This is a genomic window from Bacillus sp. Au-Bac7 (assembly GCF_021341655.1).
Lineage (GTDB): Bacteria > Bacillota > Bacilli > Bacillales > Cytobacillaceae > Niallia.
In genome coordinates, this window is record NZ_JAJTTG010000002.1 from 600,264 (window position 1) to 616,812 (window position 16,549).

The 16,549-nt window shown below is 40.0% G+C and carries 18 protein-coding genes; 7 read left to right on the forward strand and 11 right to left on the reverse strand.

What is annotated here, in order from left to right; all coding sequences use genetic code 11:
• The first annotated feature begins 104 nt into the window (after positions 1-104).
• From LXM54_RS11675 to LXM54_RS11690, 4 genes are read left to right on the forward strand one after another with little or no spacing between them, the layout of a single operon-like run.
• Entirely contained in the window at positions 105-401 is a 297-nt protein-coding gene (locus LXM54_RS11675) for a hypothetical protein (protein ID WP_233315343.1), read from the forward strand.
• Between the two features lie 22 nt (positions 402-423).
• Positions 424-750 (forward strand): hypothetical protein, encoded by a 327-nt coding sequence (locus LXM54_RS11680; RefSeq protein WP_233315344.1) that lies wholly within the window; start codon positions 424-426, stop codon positions 748-750.
• Between the two features lie 13 nt (positions 751-763).
• Positions 764-4,420 (forward strand): multicopper oxidase domain-containing protein, encoded by a 3,657-nt coding sequence (locus tag LXM54_RS11685; protein ID WP_233315345.1) that lies wholly within the window; start codon positions 764-766, stop codon positions 4,418-4,420.
• 22 nt (positions 4,421-4,442) lie between these two features.
• Positions 4,443-5,309: a hypothetical protein gene (locus LXM54_RS11690; RefSeq protein WP_233315346.1), complete on the forward strand. Its 867-nt coding sequence runs from the start codon at positions 4,443-4,445 to the stop codon at positions 5,307-5,309.
• A 29-nt stretch (positions 5,310-5,338) separates the two neighbouring features.
• On the opposite strand, the gene LXM54_RS11695 is transcribed toward LXM54_RS11690, so the two are convergent.
• On the reverse strand, positions 5,339-6,151 hold the full coding sequence (locus LXM54_RS11695) for a hypothetical protein (RefSeq protein WP_233315347.1): 813 nt from the start codon (positions 6,149-6,151) through the stop codon (positions 5,339-5,341).
• Positions 6,152-6,312: 161 nt separating this feature from the next.
• Between LXM54_RS11695 and LXM54_RS11700 the strand changes: the two genes are divergently transcribed.
• Positions 6,313-6,723, forward strand: coding sequence for a hypothetical protein (locus LXM54_RS11700; protein ID WP_233315348.1), 411 nt, complete (start codon positions 6,313-6,315; stop codon positions 6,721-6,723).
• Between the two features lie 13 nt (positions 6,724-6,736).
• The gene (locus tag LXM54_RS11705; RefSeq protein WP_233315349.1) at positions 6,737-7,147 is read left to right on the forward strand and encodes a FixH family protein; all 411 of its coding nucleotides are present in this window, start codon (positions 6,737-6,739) and stop codon (positions 7,145-7,147) included.
• Between the two features lies 1 nt (position 7,148).
• On the opposite strand, the gene LXM54_RS11710 is transcribed toward LXM54_RS11705, so the two are convergent.
• The 6 genes from LXM54_RS11710 to LXM54_RS11740 all read right to left on the reverse strand — a co-directional run bounded on the left by LXM54_RS11710 (position 7,149) and on the right by LXM54_RS11740 (position 12,013).
• Complete coding sequence (locus tag LXM54_RS11710) at positions 7,149-8,681, reverse strand: copper resistance CopC/CopD family protein (RefSeq protein ID WP_233315350.1); 1,533 nt, start codon at positions 8,679-8,681, stop codon at positions 7,149-7,151.
• A gap of 148 nt (positions 8,682-8,829) precedes the next feature.
• On the reverse strand, positions 8,830-9,609 hold the full coding sequence (locus tag LXM54_RS11715; protein ID WP_233315351.1) for a hypothetical protein: 780 nt from the start codon (positions 9,607-9,609) through the stop codon (positions 8,830-8,832).
• A 171-nt stretch (positions 9,610-9,780) separates the two neighbouring features.
• Positions 9,781-10,203, reverse strand: a complete 423-nt coding sequence (locus tag LXM54_RS11720) for an SMI1/KNR4 family protein (protein ID WP_233315352.1) — start codon at positions 10,201-10,203, stop codon at positions 9,781-9,783.
• Positions 10,204-10,244: 41 nt separating this feature from the next.
• Positions 10,245-10,787, reverse strand: a complete 543-nt coding sequence (locus LXM54_RS11725; RefSeq protein WP_233315353.1) for a GNAT family N-acetyltransferase — start codon at positions 10,785-10,787, stop codon at positions 10,245-10,247.
• Between the two features lie 592 nt (positions 10,788-11,379).
• A complete protein-coding gene (locus LXM54_RS11735) occupies positions 11,380-11,544 on the reverse strand; it encodes a hypothetical protein (RefSeq protein ID WP_233315354.1) in 165 nt (54 codons plus the stop codon).
• A gap of 100 nt (positions 11,545-11,644) precedes the next feature.
• Positions 11,645-12,013 (reverse strand): hypothetical protein, encoded by a 369-nt coding sequence (locus LXM54_RS11740; RefSeq protein WP_233315355.1) that lies wholly within the window; start codon positions 12,011-12,013, stop codon positions 11,645-11,647.
• 282 nt (positions 12,014-12,295) lie between these two features.
• Here LXM54_RS11740 and LXM54_RS11745 point away from each other — a divergent pair, with 282 nt between their 5' ends.
• Complete coding sequence (locus tag LXM54_RS11745; RefSeq protein ID WP_233315356.1) at positions 12,296-13,573, forward strand: MFS transporter; 1,278 nt, start codon at positions 12,296-12,298, stop codon at positions 13,571-13,573.
• Between the two features lie 31 nt (positions 13,574-13,604).
• On the opposite strand, the gene LXM54_RS11750 is transcribed toward LXM54_RS11745, so the two are convergent.
• The 4 genes from LXM54_RS11750 to LXM54_RS11765 form a co-directional block, all read right to left on the reverse strand.
• Positions 13,605-14,168, reverse strand: a complete 564-nt coding sequence (locus LXM54_RS11750; RefSeq protein ID WP_233315357.1) for a CBO0543 family protein — start codon at positions 14,166-14,168, stop codon at positions 13,605-13,607.
• A gap of 36 nt (positions 14,169-14,204) precedes the next feature.
• Positions 14,205-14,786, reverse strand: coding sequence for a CBO0543 family protein (locus tag LXM54_RS11755; RefSeq protein WP_233315358.1), 582 nt, complete (start codon positions 14,784-14,786; stop codon positions 14,205-14,207).
• A gap of 130 nt (positions 14,787-14,916) precedes the next feature.
• The gene (locus LXM54_RS11760; protein ID WP_233315359.1) at positions 14,917-15,600 is read right to left on the reverse strand and encodes a DUF554 domain-containing protein; all 684 of its coding nucleotides are present in this window, start codon (positions 15,598-15,600) and stop codon (positions 14,917-14,919) included.
• An 87-nt stretch (positions 15,601-15,687) separates the two neighbouring features.
• On the reverse strand, positions 15,688-16,506 hold the full coding sequence (locus LXM54_RS11765; RefSeq protein ID WP_233315360.1) for a MerR family transcriptional regulator: 819 nt from the start codon (positions 16,504-16,506) through the stop codon (positions 15,688-15,690).
• Positions 16,507-16,549: the final 43 nt, after the last annotated feature.

A 16,549-nucleotide genomic window follows, 5' to 3' on the forward strand; every position in this document is an offset into this window, starting at 1 on the left:
TGCGGTTTTTTTTATTTGGCTGTCAAGAGAGATAAAAGCACAAACATGTCATTCAACCATACATACAATACGACTAAAACAAATAATGAGAAGGAAGGTTATGTATGAACGCAGATAAATACCCATTAATTCCAGAAAACTCGATTTTTAAAGGTCTTGAAGGCACAGACATTTTAGTTGTGACAGATGAAGACCAATTGAACATACTTGGGCAAACATTTAGACCGATTTTCACTGGAACAGTAAGTGAAGTGACAAATGGTTATCTTACGTTAAATCCCGCTATCATCAAAATGAGTAATGCTCCGAACTATCGGTTCCCGACACCTTTAAGCATTCCGTTAGAAGCAATTGCCTGGTTTACTCCTTGGGATCCAGAACGACGTCTTCCATTAGTCTAACTTACTTTAGAAAGGTGATATTATGTCTACGAAAAATAAAAGCAAACTGTTGAAAGAATTAGGACTTAACGGTGAAGCAGATGTGAATGCTATCCGCCAAGCGGTTGTAACAAACAAGTTCAGACAAAGTATAGGGAAACGAACATTTATCCTATTAGGACCATACCCGTTTATGGTTATTGGAACAATTCTTGAAGTTGTGTCTGATTTCGTCAGAATTAAAGTAGAAGTTACGAATATTTCTGAATTAGATGGAGAAATTTTCAGCCTCCATTTAGACGAAATTGATGTTTTCTTCATTGAAGATGGTAAATACAAAATACCTAAGCTGAATGTTGGTTCGCAATAAAGGAGGGATAATTATGCTGCGAAAATTTCATATAGTAGCAATCCCCATCAGAATCGTCTTTAATAAATTCGGAGATTACGATCCTGATGGCATGATGTATGTATTAAAAGAAAATGAAGAGAAAGTGAAAGCGCAAGTTGCAGCAAACCCGTTCATGCCTGTTGACCTAGTTGAACCACTCGTTCTCCGCGCAAACCGCGGTGATGATATTGAGATTTTATTCGAAAACCAGCTTCCTTTTAGCACATCTCTTCATATTCAAAAAGCAGAATATAGTGTCTTCACTTCAGATGGCGCCTTTGTTGGGGTAAATCCCGATACTACGGTGCCTCCTTGTGGACAAATTATTTACCGCTGGCATGCAAATGAACAAGGTATATGTTTCTTCTCTGACATGGGCAACACCTTATCAAGTGAATTAGGGAGTAATGTCCACGGCCTGTACGGAGCTCTTTTAGTACAGCCAAGAGGTTCCTATTGGACAGATCCCGTTACTGGTTTGTCTATTAACAGCGGTGCTTTTGCTGATATTCACAATGCTATGCTCCCTTCTTACAGGGAATTTGCCTGGTTTTTCGCAGACGAACCGGAAGTTCGTGATTTAACAGGACAGAATCCAATCAGCCCGCACACCTTGCAGCCTGAGTCAACATTTCCGATCAATTACCGATCGGAGCCAATGCGAAACAGGTTAAGATTGATCCAAGAAGGTGTCGTAGCACCAGAGTGTGAAAGCGAAGAGGTTCATCATGATTCATGGGTATTCGGTGATCCTTCGACTCCGATTCTCCGTGCATATGTTGGAGATCCAATAAAAATTCGCCTTATCCATGGTGGTGTAAAAGAGACACACACTTTTCACTATCATGTTCATCAGTGGCTGCAAGAGCCAACCGACCAAGATTCAGAAGTTGTCGATGTACAAGCAGTCTCCCCACAGAACAATTATACAGTTTCGCCATTGTACGGTGCAGGCAGCCTGCAGAGAGCAAAGGGTGATGCAATTATTCACTGTCATCTCTACCCGCATTTTGGTGAAGGTATGTGGGGTATCCAACGGACTTTTGATACATTGCAAGATGGAAGCCAATGTTATCCAAATGGTGTACCGATTGCTGCTCTTCAACCGCTTCCAACCCAGCCATTGCCACCAGAGCCTACAGCTGAAAAACCAGGATACCCGAACTTCATTCCTGGAATTGCCGGCTGTAAAGCACCAAGACCGCCGCTCGTCGGAGACAGAGAATCAACCGTTCTTGAGATGAATGCCTTTGACAGTCGTCCAGTCCCTGGAGCAGCATTTACAAATCCATGTCCCCCGGGAGCGCCGGTAAGAGAATATGATATTTCTTTGATTCAAATGCCGATAGTATACAACAAACAAGGCTGGCACGATCCAGAGGGACGCCTTTACGTCTTAGCGAAAGATGAAGAAGATGTTCTAGCAGGCAGAAAGTCACCGGAACCGCTCGTTATCCGTGCAAATGCAGGAGAGTGTCTAAGGCTTCACTTTACAAATAAACTTCCTGAAGTATTAGGCGGTAATGCCTTCCAGCTTGTCAATCGTACGTATGAAGCTGGCATGCATGTCCACTTCGTAAAGTTTGATCCGCTTTGTTCAGATGGTGCTAACGTTGGCTGGAATTATAACTCAGGCATCTTGCCTGGAGAAACAATCACCTATCAATGGTTTGCAGATGTTGAATTAAAAGCAACCTTTTGGCATGACCACTTATTTGCCAATGAACATCAGCAGCATGGTGTATTTGCCGCAATTAATATAGAATCTAGATTCTCCCGCTTCCTTGATCCACACACTGGAGAAGAAATAGAATCAGGAACGCAAGCAATGATTGTGAACCCGCTAAGTCCTGACTTCCGAGAGTTTCATTTGTTCGTTCATGATTTTTCATTACTGTTTGATGCAAATAATCAGCCTTTAAACCCGCCTCCTTTTCCTGGTTCACCAGATGACCCTGGCGTAATGGGCATTAACTACCGAAACGAGCCGCTGCAATACCGGATAAAGGAACCTGACTGTGATCCTGCCTATACCTTCAGTTCATGGGTTCATGGTGATCCAGTCACGCCGCTTTTAGAGACGTACAACGGCGACCCAGTCCGCATCAGGCTTATTCAAGGTGCTCATGAGGAGTCACACAGCTTCAATTTACATCGCCAGCGCTGGCATCGTGAAAGAGGTGACTTGGATTCAGAGTTAGTGCAGCAGCAGCATATCGGTATATCCGAGTCCTTTACCTTTGAATTTTTCATAGATGGTGAAGGCGACTTTGATATGCTCTATCATTTCGGAACAATCGATGATGTTTGGCTAGGAAACTGGGGATTAATGCGTACATTTAAGGAGAAGGTATCGCATTTGCTGCCATTGCCTGACCAGCCTGCACCGCCGCCACGAACAGAAGCCTTGCCTGTTCCGGCCGGCTGCAGACCGCCTATGGCACCGCATCCTGGAAACCCAGCACCTCCTGGCGCACCAGTCCGCAAATATGAGGTGGTTGCACTCCAGATGCCAATCGTTTACAACAGCTTTGGCGATCATGATCCGCATGGTCTTATATTCGCACTTGCTGAGGATGTTCCAAAGATAGTAAGCGGCGAAAAAAATCCTGAACCGCTCATATTACGTGGTAATGTTGGAGAATGTGTGGAAGTGACGCTCTACAATCAAATATTTGGTCCGTTTCATAATGAGGATGATCTACTGCATGGCTATCCAAGTGTGCCAGTCGAGGCTCCCTTCCCTCCGTCTCGACGCATTTCGATGCATGCACAGTTAGCTGAATATGACGTCCGATTCTCGGACGGTGCAACAGTTGGCTATAACTATGACCAAACAATTGGACCAGGTGAGTGTATCACCTATCGCTGGTATTTAGATCAGCCGTTTGGATCAGCAAATCTCTGGGATATGGCCGATATCCGCAATCACCGCCACCATGGGGCCTTCGGAATGCTGATCACAGAATTCAGAGGATCCAGTTATCTTGATCCATGTACAAGAGAAATAGTGAAAACCGGTGATCAGATTATCATCTCCAACCCTTTTGGTGAATATAGAGAATTTGCTGTAGTAATGCATGACGGTATCCGTCTTGTTGATAAAGATGGCAATCTTATTATCGATCCTGAACCATTGTTACTCGATATTGAAGACTTTGAATTAGAGGATTTTGAAGATCAAGGATCGCGGGCCTTTAATTACAGGGCGGAAAGATTTAAACACCGCTTAGCACAGAATCCGGATATATCAAAAGTGTTCAGCTCCCTTGTCCATGGAGATCCAGCAACACCGCTATTTTTAGCCTATGCAGGTGACCCGGTTGTTATAAGGTTTACCTTCCCTGCTGATAGAGCCCGGGCCCACTCCATTACCTTCCATGGCCACAAATGGCTCGATGATGATGATGATGTAAACTCACGAATCACTTCCATTGAAGGACAGATAGCTGTCGGTCATGCAGATGATTTTGCTTTAAAATACGGAGCTGGCGGCTATTTGAACTTGCCAGGAGACTATCTGTACCGATCTGGTCTTATTCGCTGGGATATCGAACTCGGTGTGTGGGGAATCATGCGTGTTTTAGATATGCCTAGTCCTTATTTGGCTCCGTTGAATCCGAATTTCTCTCCATTTAGATACGATTAAGAAAAGAGGTGTTTAAATAAAGATGTCAGAAAAATATTGTGATTGTCCTTGTCACCATAATCAGGGTATTTGCCCCGAAGGCGGCTTTTGCTGCCCTGAACGAATACCAGAAAGTGTTCCAAACAATCGCTTTGGTTCTCCAAATATTTGTCCACCAGCCATTCCGACACCGCGTTACAACTCGCCGAGCAGTTCGCTGCCGCTTCGGGAGTTAAACGCCTTACAGGCTTGTATTGAGGAAATTAATGATACCCTTCGCACCATCGGCAATCCCCGTGATCCACAAGACCCTGAACAACAGCAGCGGCAAAGACAGCTGCAGCAGCATTTCCGGGCACTTCGCTTTTCTCTTGTGAAAGTAAACGTCACTTGTGATGATGAAGAAATGGAAATACTAGGGATATTAGAGGATGCAGGTTCTAATTTCATCAAGCTTAATACACTCGGAGACAAAAAACTGATTCTATTTAACCGAATTTGCCTTTTGAAGCATGAAAATAACGATGCAGAAACGTTTGAACATCAGCAGGAGCTTCTAAACATTGATATGTGCCTGCGCCGTGAAGTCACCTTGCATTTTGGTGAAATTGTCGGGCGCAGCCCTGAGCTCATCAATATATTTTTCGGGATTCCTCTTTATTTGTTCCTGCTGCCTGTTATCGGCTGTAAGATACGCGTAAAAACAGATGGAGAGAATATCTCAGGCATTCTTTGTGAAGTCGATGAAAATCAATTCAGGATTGAATGGATAGAGGAACCAGAGCAAGCTGAAGAGGAAGAGGAAGAGGAAGAACCAGAGCAAGAGAATCCTATTGATCCGTGTGCAGAAGAAGATGGAGTCCGTACTATTAATTTTGACGAAGTCTGTTTTATTTCCATAGATTCATAGCAAAAAAGAAGAGTCTGATGCCTACGGCATCAGACTCTTCTTTCTCCTATCTTTCTCCGTTTCGGCCAAATATTATGGCAGGTTTCCTTGACCCACTGAACAAAGGTTGGAAACATTTGAAACGGAGTACTTCTTTTCAATAAATTTATCTCTTTCATATTTATAGTAGACAGCTCTTTGCCGTGCTTTAATGTCAGCTTCCCAGCTTCAAGCTTTACTAGCTTTCCCTTTCGCTTCTCTCCACCTGTAAAAACTGTTACCTTTGTGTTCTTCCATGCCTGAAGATGCACTTCAAGGGATTCTTCGTAAAACTGGCGCTTTAATACGTCATTTTTTAGGACGGTTGAGGAAAAATCAAACAACAGCTTCCGCCTCAATGTATCATCATATATGACTTGCTGGTGGTTATTCGGCATATCAGAAATCCCATAAGGAACACTTGCCGATTCAATTGCCGCATAAGGAATCCAATAGCGCTCTGTTACAGTTGTTAATGCCACAAAGTCTCTGCCGACAACACTGACTCTGCCAAGCAGCTCTACTGCTTCTTCACTGACAATAGCATGAACCTTCGTCTGCTGATTGCGCCTTCCTTTAAGAAATCTGGACAGCATAATCGGCTTTTTATATTCGGGAAGACTTTGACCAATCTGCTTCAAATTAATTCCTTCCATGTAATCCCGCAGCAGATTCAGTTCATGTGCAGGCATAGTGCTTGGCGGAGAGGTATAGCCATCTCCCCTTTTTAACGTATAATAATCATTTTTCAGGAATTTCGTTTTATTAGTGAGTCCCTCATAATATTTCTTCTCCTCATCCGGCCCCATCTCTCTTCTCTCCACAGCGATCCCTCTCTTTAGCTTTTTTTATACAGTATGAAGGGAGACTAAAAAAAGGACGGAAACGAGTAAGGGATAATCGCACATTTTTTTAAGGGACTAACTAGGAAGTGGCGCAACAAAGTATTTTATCTCATACATATAGGAACAAGGGGTGATCAGTGGTGTTATCTTTTACATGGGTTCTTTTTGTCAGCTATTTTATTACAGCTGCGGTTTCTTACTTTTATTTGCATAAGGCAAGAAACTTAATCAGCTACCATTTTGGCATGAATATTGCGATGACTTCAAGCGGAGTCATGGGAATATCATGCGGCATTATCCTTGGCAGTCAATTCCCGCTGTATTTTTCTGAAGTGACCGTGTTAACGCTGATTATCGCTGTCACTGTCGGAGCAATCTTCGGCTCCCTTGTTGACTACCAGACACTTTTGACAGGAGTTTCAAGCGGCATTATGGCAGGAGTAATGGGACCAATGCTTGGCGCAGCAGCAAACTTTACTCTCATTGTCGTTGCGACCCTGCTAGTATTCTTAAGTTTTGGACTGCTGTGCTTTTCATTAAGATCATTATAGAGGAGTTAGGAAAATGAACAAAAATAGGTTACGACTAATGACTGTTGCCTGCGTGAGCACCATCTTTTTATTTGGCTGCACAACGACAACCGAGCATGAACAAACATCAGAAAATGAAACACATGAGCATTCAAATGAAGTGAGTATTGAAATCAAGACACCGGTAAGCGACCAAGTTAACAAGGAATTAGATTTAGAAGTGGCAGTTATGGATGGGAATAACCCTCTGACCGATGCTAAAGTTGGCTTTGAAACATGGAAAGAGGGAGACACAACTCATCCGTATTTTGATGCAGAAGAAAACAAAGACGGACACTATAACGCAAAACTTCTGTTTGAAGAATCAGGTGAATATACAGTCAAAGTACATGTGGAAAAAGGCAGCATTCATGAACATAAGGAAATATATATTACAGTAGAGTAAGCTACTCCTTACTTTCTGTTTTAAATATTCGAAAACCTTTAGTGAAGTTCTTCTCTGCTCCATTCTGGTCTACGATTTTAAGATGTGCGACCCACTTTCCGTCAAAAGGAAGATAATAACCTTCTGCCACATACAATCCGTCTGTCTCTGCAGGCTTTAACGGGACTTGGATTGGAGCGATTTCTTCACTGTTTTCATATTGTAGCCACAGCTCTGCCCTTTTGATTGTATGCTCGGTAAATTCAACTTGAAAGCTATTTTTACCTGGAGCATTTGGAGTGATTGTTAAAGTCATATCTGTTTGGCTGCTTTTTTCTTCCCATTTCAAAGGCGTATTTGCCGGAACAGGGCTTAAATAACTTAATCCTCCAACAACAAGCAGGATCAATACCATAAAACCAAAGTCTACTTTTAACCATTGCCAGTTTTTAGTGAATGATTTCTTTTTTAAATAATAGCGGATAATACCTGCTGTCAAGATAACAAGGAACACTAAAAACACTTTAGTCAGCAGGAAAATCCCCCAAGGCGTTACCCATAAATAATCCAAACTAGGCAAATAGAGAACAGTCAACGCAATCCCCGACATAAAGAGGATTAACATGCTTATAAATGCTCCTTTTGAAAACAGCGGTATAAAATCCTTAATATGAAGACGGTGTTTTTTCCAAAAAATCACTATATACAATAACCCGCCAGTCCAGACTGCTGCACCAAATAAATGGAGAAAGTCGATTGGTACAGATATCCACATCGGTCCATAAGAAGCAGAATGACCGTTGAAGCCTTTCGCTGTGAGCATCAGTATTATCCAAATACAATCGAGCCATTTTGCTTTAAAAAGCAGGAAAAATCCCAGCAGTGATAACAACAAGGAAAATATCCAGGAAAGACCGAAACCGGTGTTTAAAGGAATGCCAGAGACAGTCGTATTCATAAGCCACTGAACTGCAATTAATATAATTAAACATAACAGATGATATTGCTGCAAGATAAGAGAAACAAACCGAAATTTACGTCTTTGTATATCATTGTGTTTGCTTTCTTGAAGTACTCCCCATAATATCCAGCCAGTGACACTAAGCAAGCCAAAATAATAGGCAGCTCTTGTCACAAATACAGGGATTTCGTATGAATTATCTCCGCTTATTTCTAAATTAGCCGGCAGTGCTGCATTGCCGACCAAAAATACATAGGAACCACTTATTGGATGCCCATCTGCTGAGATAACGGTATATGAGACTAAATAAGCTCCTTCAGAAAGTGCAGGAAGGCGTGTTTTAAGCTGTTTATTATCATTGCTTAAAGTCGTCTCAGCCTCTGTAATTAATTCTTTGTCTTGATTCATTACTTTAACAGCAGAAAGTCCTGCTTTAATCGCTTCATTGAAGAGAAGAACTATTTCCTCTGGACTCTCGTCAAGCCTGGAGTCTGCCGAAGGATTTGCATTTGTTAAGACAGCATGAGCTGCTGCTTGAAAAGGGAAAAGAAACGGACAAATCAGGATAATGAATAGAATAACAACCTTTCTCATATGCCCCCCTAAAAGTTTGCTTTATGTGTATCCTATTCAGCTCCTGCCTAAATGATAATCAAAAACCGCGTTCTATATCTGTCTAAGTATGTTAAATAAAAAAAGAGTCTTTTCCGCATTAACACGGAAAAGACGATCTGCATTGCAATTAAACTTCTTCTTCTTCCTCTTCATCATGCTTTGCGCCACATTGCGGACAAAAATGATCATCCTCACACGGGAAGTAACAAACCGGACACGGATTGCAATGCTTGTCCAGCCATTCAATCTTGCAAATATGCTCAATCAGTACAGTAACAACCTTCTCGTCAAACATAAGAATATCGACAAAGTTAGTACCCACATTACAGATAACGCCTTCCACTTCATCTGACATATCAGGACATTCTAAAAATATTTTTACTTTGCAGCCTTTAAAACGGAAGAGCTGGAAAGCAAGGTTTCCATTCAACCCGTTGAAGTTCAGCCGTGGATTATTGATTCCGAAAAAGAATGGTGATACTTTTAACGGAACATCACAATCCTTGCCGACAAAATGTCCGTTATTACAGTTGTTATGAAGCGGTTTAAGCAGAAAATTCCCTTGTCCCCGTCTGTCATGATGTTTACCGCAGTTACAATTAGAGTGATGATGGTGGCCACAGTTGCAATCAGAGTAATGATGCTTATTGCATTCACAATCTGAATGATGATTGTCGCAGCCACAATCACAATCTGAGTGGTGGTTATAATTGTTTTGTGAATGGTGATGTGGATAGGAAGGATCATTTGAGTAAGTGGAATAGTTTTGATAATTGTTATTAGAAGGATAATGATGATTATGCTTGTCCTCCGAATCCCAATTATTGATTACTCCGTGCAGTGATTTCAACAAATGCTTTGATATTTTACGTGCTTCTCCCCTAACAGAAAAACCCAATATACCCATTAAAATGCTCCCTTCTGATCTTGTTCATACTAATATATGTCACCTTATTCCACTGGTTATGTACAAACGTTTACTATGTAAAAAATTGACTTTTGTCCTCATTGAATAAATGTCTACAAAACTGTTTTGTGAAAATAAAAAAATGATCAGCCCGTTAAAAAGCGATCACTTTTACTTGCAATTATTCCTTTCCGTCATGGAAATAATAAATTGTTTTAAGCTCGGAGCAAGCTCTTCAGCTTCTCCGCTTTCATGGTACCAGAGAAAGATTTGTTCCCTCATCAATCCATTAACTTTTTTTAAGCATAATTTATCACCTGTACCATTTTCGCCAATAACAATCCATTCGTCTGCCATTCCAATATAACGAACTTCAGTATTTTGTCTGACAATATCATCCCATGTTTTCTTCACATTTTTGCGGTCTTTAATCGGAAATAGTAACCATTCTCCAATTTCAGGGTTATTTACTAAATGGTACAGCTGCACAAATTGTTCTGGAAACACTGCTTGAAGTTTTTCTTCTGCTGCCTTAATATCTATCTCGTCTACACCAGGCTTTCTAGTTAAAATCAACTTACGGACTGTTTCCATCTGCTTCTCTCTCCTTTATAAACGATATCGCTCTCTGAATCTCAGCTGTCCCATTCCTCTGCCAACATTCCATAAACGATATGATCCACATAATGATCATACAACCACTCTGCCTGCCTGATACAGCCTTCCATTGTGAAATGAAGACGTTCCGCAATACTTCTACTTTTCTTATTCCCTGACGCAGCCCTTATTTCTACTTTATCGAGCTGCAGCTCTAAAAAGGCATAATCAGTTAATGCGTGCACAGCATTTGTCATTATTCCATTGCCCTCATAGCCCGTCCCGAGCCAATAGCCAATATAGGCTGTTTTATTCGCCCAGTTTATACTATTAAACCCAACAACTCCAACAATTTCGCCTTTATAAAGAATTACTGTTGTTAAACTTGTATTCTCAGAAAATCCTTTTAAGCAAAATTGGATAAATTGCTGTGTATCCTGCAGCTTTGTTGTTGTGTCAAGCCAAGGCAGCCATGTTCTTAAGTTCTCTCTCGAAAGCTCTGTTAACGCAAACACACGCTGTGCATCATGTGGCTGTATTAATTTTAGTGCTAAATCTTCATTTATTTTATGTATGAACATGAAAGCTCCCCCCATTGCCTTTTTTTGTATTTTACCATAATATTGAAAGTTAGGGAGAAGGTCATAAAAAAGAACAAGGAAGCTCTCTACCTTGTTCTATATTTTCCTATTAAATTGCTTTCGCCTTAAAAATAAATCTGTGCTGCTTAACTTCAAAGTAGCCTATTCCCTAGATTTGTTGATGAATATGATATAATTCATCTTCCAATTGGCCAATGTTAAAGTTTGGTACTTGCCAAGGGATTACTTGAAGATATTGACACTCCCACAGCTAAGCAATGGGATTCTAAAGTGCTATTGCGTTCACATTTTCTTATTTGTTGCAGCGCCAAGCTTCCATATGACCAGGAAAGCTTAGCACTCGCTGTTCGTCCTGTTTCTGATAAATACGAGAAATCTCAGCCATTAAATACGTGATTTCCCGCTTTTATTAAGTCTAAAAATAGCTGATCCTGCTCCATGTTTGCCTCCTGTAGAAGTTAGTTCTCATAAAAAACTTTAAAGGCGGCACTCTAAGCCAGATTGATTGATAGAAGGGAGTGTTTTTCAAAAGAAAAATCTGCCGCTTCCTTAAACTTCCACAACCTTAAAGCTATTTCCTCTTTTCTGACCGAACAGATAAGATATTTGCTTCTGCACCATATTCAAGGCGGATTGTTTTTCTTGCATCTACAGGTGTGCGCGCATTGATTGGCTTCACCTGTTTTTCGCCGTTTATCTCAAGCTCCACTAAAAAGCATTTCGCTCCACATCTCAAAAGCGCTCCTCCTTATCTACTCACAAGCCTATCATACTTATATCTAGTAAGAAAATCTGCTTTCTTCCATCCTAAAAAAAGAAGATCACTAAGATCTCCCCTACTCTTTGCTTATAGCACCTAAGCCTTCTAACAAAACTTTCGCATCAGAATTCAAATAATTTCGTGCTGATTTTTTCAGCAATGTTTGTTCATTGCCTTTCACAATCATTTTTAATCCTCTCACATCAAACTTAGAGGCATAGGTGTTGATGGAATGATAAATTGCAAGCTCCTGCCTTGTTGGTTGTTCATAGCCTGATTGGATGGAATCAGTAATGAACTTGAGCAGCTCTCTTCCGTTTTTCTTCAATTTCCTTTCATTTTTCTTTAAGTATTCTATGTTCTCTTCCATCAATTTTCTTGCTGTCACTAGGTCAAGCTCTTCTACCTTCTCATTTATTGTTTGAATTAATTGCTCTATATACATGTACATTACCCCTTCCTATCTTTATATCGGATGGTATTCCATCTAAACGCACGTCTAAAAGAACTATTTTTTCGCTTCTAAATTTTGCAACTATACTCACAGAAGCACTCATTAGCTATAAAGAGAGATGAGACAGCACTGGATAATTGCCGTAAAATGGAAATATACAATAATTTGTAGTTGTTCTTCCTATTCTTTAATACTACAATGTAAGAAGCGGTTAGGATTTAAAATTCAGCACGCCATATTTGTACGGTATTGAAAAGAGGAGGCGCATCAAATTTGGACTTAGACAAAAAAGAAAGTGGTTATAGATGGATCGTATTCAGCGCCGTCTTGTTTGCCTATTTCTTAATCGTAAGTCAAAGAACAGCTCCAGGACTTATTACGGAGCAGTTAATGAATGATTTTCAGATTTCAGCATCAACCGTTGGAATGATCAGCAGTATACAATTTTTAGCGTATGCAGGACTGCAGATTCCTGTCGGGTTATTATCAGACCGTTTTGGTCCAAACCGGTTTCTTATTATTGGAACATTGCTTACTGGAATAGGCAGTCTTTGCTACAGCATTGCTCCTAATGAATATATTTTGATTGTATCGCGCTTTATCGTCGGAGTCGGAGATGCAGCAATTTTCGTTAATGTAGTCTTAATTATGAACGAATGGTTCAAAGGCAATGAGTTTGTTAAATTGATGGGAATGGTAGCACTAATCGGCGGAATTGGTTCCTTATCGGCGACTCTGCCTTTTTCTATGTGGATATCCCATGCGGGCTGGCGAGTTCCATTTTTAAGTGTCAGCATCATATTGATTGTAGTTTCATCTCTGCTTTATATAGTATTAATCTCAAAGTCGAGGAAATTATTTAAACCAGAGTCACAGCCAAAACCGAGTACACCTGTTAAAAGAGAGAGTGTTTGGAAAATTCTCCGCCGCGTCGTCACAACGCGTCAGGCTTGGGCAACATTTCTTTGCCACTTCGGTGTAGTCGGGACATATGTTGGGTTTATCGGGTCATGGGCAGTTCCATACGGAATGAATGTTTTTGAGCTAACACGCTCAAGTGCAAGTCAACTCGTTATGTATGCCCTTGTTGGTACAATGATTGGCGGACCATTACTCGGGTGGATTTCCAGTAAGACTGGCCAAATTAAAAAGACGTACACGATGGTTCATTTAATTGTCATTATCGGCTGGGTCGGATTATTCAGCCTAAATACAAACCCGCCATTTTTGATGGTGTTATTAATGCTATTTGTTTTAGGTTTTGGAAATGGTGCGAGTGCATTGACATTTGCCATTGTCCGCAAGTCTTTTCGTATGGAAGAAGTCGGTGTTGTAACGGGCTTTGCTAATATGGGCGGCTTTTTAAGTGCTGTATTGCTGCCGATTATTTTTGGGCATGTTTTAGATTTCTTTCCGAAAGATTCCGTCAGCCTCGGCTATCATTACGGCTTTATCGTGCCTGTTATCTTCGCATTGTTCGGTCTCGTTGGCATTCTGTTAGCTAAGGAAGAGAAACAATCAGATGCGAAAAAGGTTTTACCTGCTTCTTAAACAAAAGGGGAGTCCAATTAGACTCCTCTTTTTACTGCTCTTGTTTAGGTTTATTAAAGTTGCTTTTATTAATAAAAAAGTGGCTTAATAAATAAAAAACAGTCAGAATAAGAAATGAATAGGTCAACGCCCAATTCACTTTTTTGTATAAATCAATGGCACTTAGCAGAGGCAAACCTATATAAGCACCAAAGGCACCAAACCCTATTGCCTTAATAAACGGATTTAACTTTGGCTTGTATTGCATTAATAGCATTACAACAACTGGCAAAACAGAAAGCCGAAAAGAGAAATTAATCGTTGCCACTGGAAAAACCTTAACTGGATATGTCCACAAACCAAACATAACACCAATTGTATCTAATATTTCTGATAAAACCATAATTAAAAGACCGGCAGCCAATAACCTGCCTGCGCTTTTTTTATCACGAATAAATATCCAAACCGTCCAAGGCACAATAATCATACCTACAGCAACCCACCATTGCCATGACCATAAGAAGCCATGGAGGATAGCATCAACTATTAGTTTATTTGCTTCCGTAATTTGCTTATTCGCCTCATCGACGAGACTTAGTGCCTCTTGATACTCCATTCACATCACCTTCATACTAACAATTAATTATGGTTTTCAGCTTGCTTTTTGTTCGGTCATTTTTAAAAAGAAATTAGTAATTCCTTTCGAAAATAGAACGATAATAACATACCCTAAAAAAATATGGAAATAATTAGTACCCTTCGTTAAGATAAACAAGTTCCCTGCTGCTAGTATTGGTTTGAATATAAATGTAATCAGAAAAATTAATATTAACGAATGGAGATAAAAATTCGCCTTTTTTTCAATGGTATATTGGTACATGAGTATGAATAAGACGGGAACTAAGGAGGTATCCATACCGAAATGAATCGGAAACATTGGAATTGCTTTATAGGGATAGCCAATATAATTGGCCCTTGTTGCCATACCATCCAAATAAGCACTCCATATATGTATATTGAATCCAAAAAAAAGCAGTAAAAACAGTCTCTTGCGGTCAATAAATAGATAAAGAAAGATTAGCGGTAGGACAATCATTACTATATTTAACCAAAATTGCCAAGTATCAAAGCCCGAATAGTCCCACCAATACTGATTCCAAAGATCAAACACTTTCTCTTGGGCAGCTTTTAATTCTTCGTATTTTTTAGCTTGCTCTGTCGGAAATACAGACATTTTCAGTTCTCCTCCTTTGCTATTTTCATGCCACTAGGAGTGATTGTATGTTGTTATTATGCTTCAGTATAAGGCAGGCTATTCCATAGCGTAATTTTAATTTTCATAAAAAAAACTGCCAAACGGCAGTTTATATATTCAGTAAATGCATAAATAAAAATACGATTGGCGGCACGATTAATGCTGGCAGGAGATTAAGCGTTTTGCATTTTTTTATGCCAAGGATACCTAAACCTGATGCCAAAATTAAAATCCCGCCAACTATTGTGACTTCATTTAAAAGATCGGTACTTAAGGAATTTTCCATCAATAGAGCAATTAAGTAAATCGAGCCTTGCCATGCGAACAAGACTATTGCGGCAATGGCAATTCCGATGCCAAATGTCGAAGCTAACACAATGGAAGTAATTCCATCTAGCATACCGTTAGCCAGTAAGTACGTATAGTCTCCCTTAAGAGCAGCCTCTACTGGACCTAGGATAGACAAAGATCCAATACAGAATAACAGAATTGCAGTCGATAAGCCTTCCGCTAAATTTCCTTTGGAGAATTTACTTACTAATCCATTAAATCTTGTTTCTAAATCAAGCTTTTGACCAAGCAGTCCCCCCACTGCCAAACTCACGATAAAAAGGACCGGATATTTGCTTGGAGGCAAATGCTGGACAATTGCATTGATGCCCAAACCCATCGCCACTAATCCCATTGCCTGCATTAAAATCTCATGGTAATCATGCTTGATGCCCTTTTTAAAAATACTGCCAATAATGCTGCCAGCTATAATCATACCGACATTGAATAATGTTCCAAACATATCTTTACCCCTTTAATAAAATACTTTTCATACCCTAAAATAAAATTAAACCCTCCAGTAACTAGAGGGTCAAGTATTTCTATGAAATTATTTTCTTGCAAATGGCAGCAATATTTCTGTTACATGCTTATCAAAGTCATTGGTTATTCCATAATCGATTAAAGTTATTTCAATGGAATCATCTATCAGCTGATAATCGTGCTCTATTATATAAGAAAGTAACTTATCATAGTAATACGCTGCTTCCATATGGGTACCTTGAAAGCGAACTCTTAGATACTCCCTTGCAGGTATCGCAGCATAAGCCGAATCAGTCTCATCCCCTTCTTCTAACACCATAAACACACTTGAATAAGTAGTAAGTTCACCAGCGGCTAAATTATCTATCGAGATGGATAGGCCGATCTTCCCTAAAAAAACCCCTCCATTTATACCAAAGCTGTTCCTTAATTCTGTGATAGGATACTCCAGATCCTCTCCTAATACATATTGCTTTCGTAAGTATGCTAAACGCATTTCAGGAAGAGTCACTTCACAAATAACATCAAGAGGTGTGTGTACAGCATCATCTATTTGCGTTAAACGGCGGCTAATCTTTTTTTCCATCAGTTCTAATTCTTTTCGTTTCTTTCTTACTTCTTCCTGCTGCTCTTTCAGCATATCAATAAGGGTATCAATATCCCGATAGTTGAAAAATTCAATAATTCTGTTTATAGGTAAATCGAGTGCCCGCAAGTACTTAATCGAGTTCAGCCGTTCGAACTGCTGTGTGGAATAATAGCGGTAATTCGTTTTTTCGTCAATAAATGCTGGAGCTAATAAGCCAATTTCATCATAATATCGGAGTGTCGCAATCTTAACTTGAAATAGCTTTGAGACTTCTCCGATTGTGAAGTATTCTTTCATTTCTTTAAACACCTCTGTTATTTTAAAAAAACTGCCTCCCTTT

Coding starts and splice junctions, on each gene's coding strand:
- LXM54_RS11725 (WP_233315353.1), bottom strand. CDS start 10,787: ATGTTCATACATAAAATAAATGAAGATTTAGCACTAAAATTAATACAG.
- LXM54_RS11710 (WP_233315350.1), bottom strand. CDS start 8,681: ATGAGAAAGGTTGTTATTCTATTCATTATCCTGATTTGTCCGTTTCTT.
- LXM54_RS11765 (WP_233315360.1), bottom strand. CDS start 16,506: ATGAAAGAATACTTCACAATCGGAGAAGTCTCAAAGCTATTTCAAGTT.
- LXM54_RS11740 (WP_233315355.1), bottom strand. CDS start 12,013: ATGTATATAGAGCAATTAATTCAAACAATAAATGAGAAGGTAGAAGAG.
- LXM54_RS11705 (WP_233315349.1), top strand. CDS start 6,737: ATGAACAAAAATAGGTTACGACTAATGACTGTTGCCTGCGTGAGCACC.
- LXM54_RS11750 (WP_233315357.1), bottom strand. CDS start 14,168: ATGGAGTATCAAGAGGCACTAAGTCTCGTCGATGAGGCGAATAAGCAA.
- LXM54_RS11720 (WP_233315352.1), bottom strand. CDS start 10,203: ATGGAAACAGTCCGTAAGTTGATTTTAACTAGAAAGCCTGGTGTAGAC.
- LXM54_RS11755 (WP_233315358.1), bottom strand. CDS start 14,786: ATGTCTGTATTTCCGACAGAGCAAGCTAAAAAATACGAAGAATTAAAA.
- LXM54_RS11760 (WP_233315359.1), bottom strand. CDS start 15,600: ATGTTTGGAACATTATTCAATGTCGGTATGATTATAGCTGGCAGCATT.
- LXM54_RS11680 (WP_233315344.1), top strand. CDS start 424: ATGTCTACGAAAAATAAAAGCAAACTGTTGAAAGAATTAGGACTTAAC.
- LXM54_RS11690 (WP_233315346.1), top strand. CDS start 4,443: ATGTCAGAAAAATATTGTGATTGTCCTTGTCACCATAATCAGGGTATT.
- LXM54_RS11675 (WP_233315343.1), top strand. CDS start 105: ATGAACGCAGATAAATACCCATTAATTCCAGAAAACTCGATTTTTAAA.
- LXM54_RS11715 (WP_233315351.1), bottom strand. CDS start 9,609: ATGGGTATATTGGGTTTTTCTGTTAGGGGAGAAGCACGTAAAATATCA.
- LXM54_RS11685 (WP_233315345.1), top strand. CDS start 764: ATGCTGCGAAAATTTCATATAGTAGCAATCCCCATCAGAATCGTCTTT.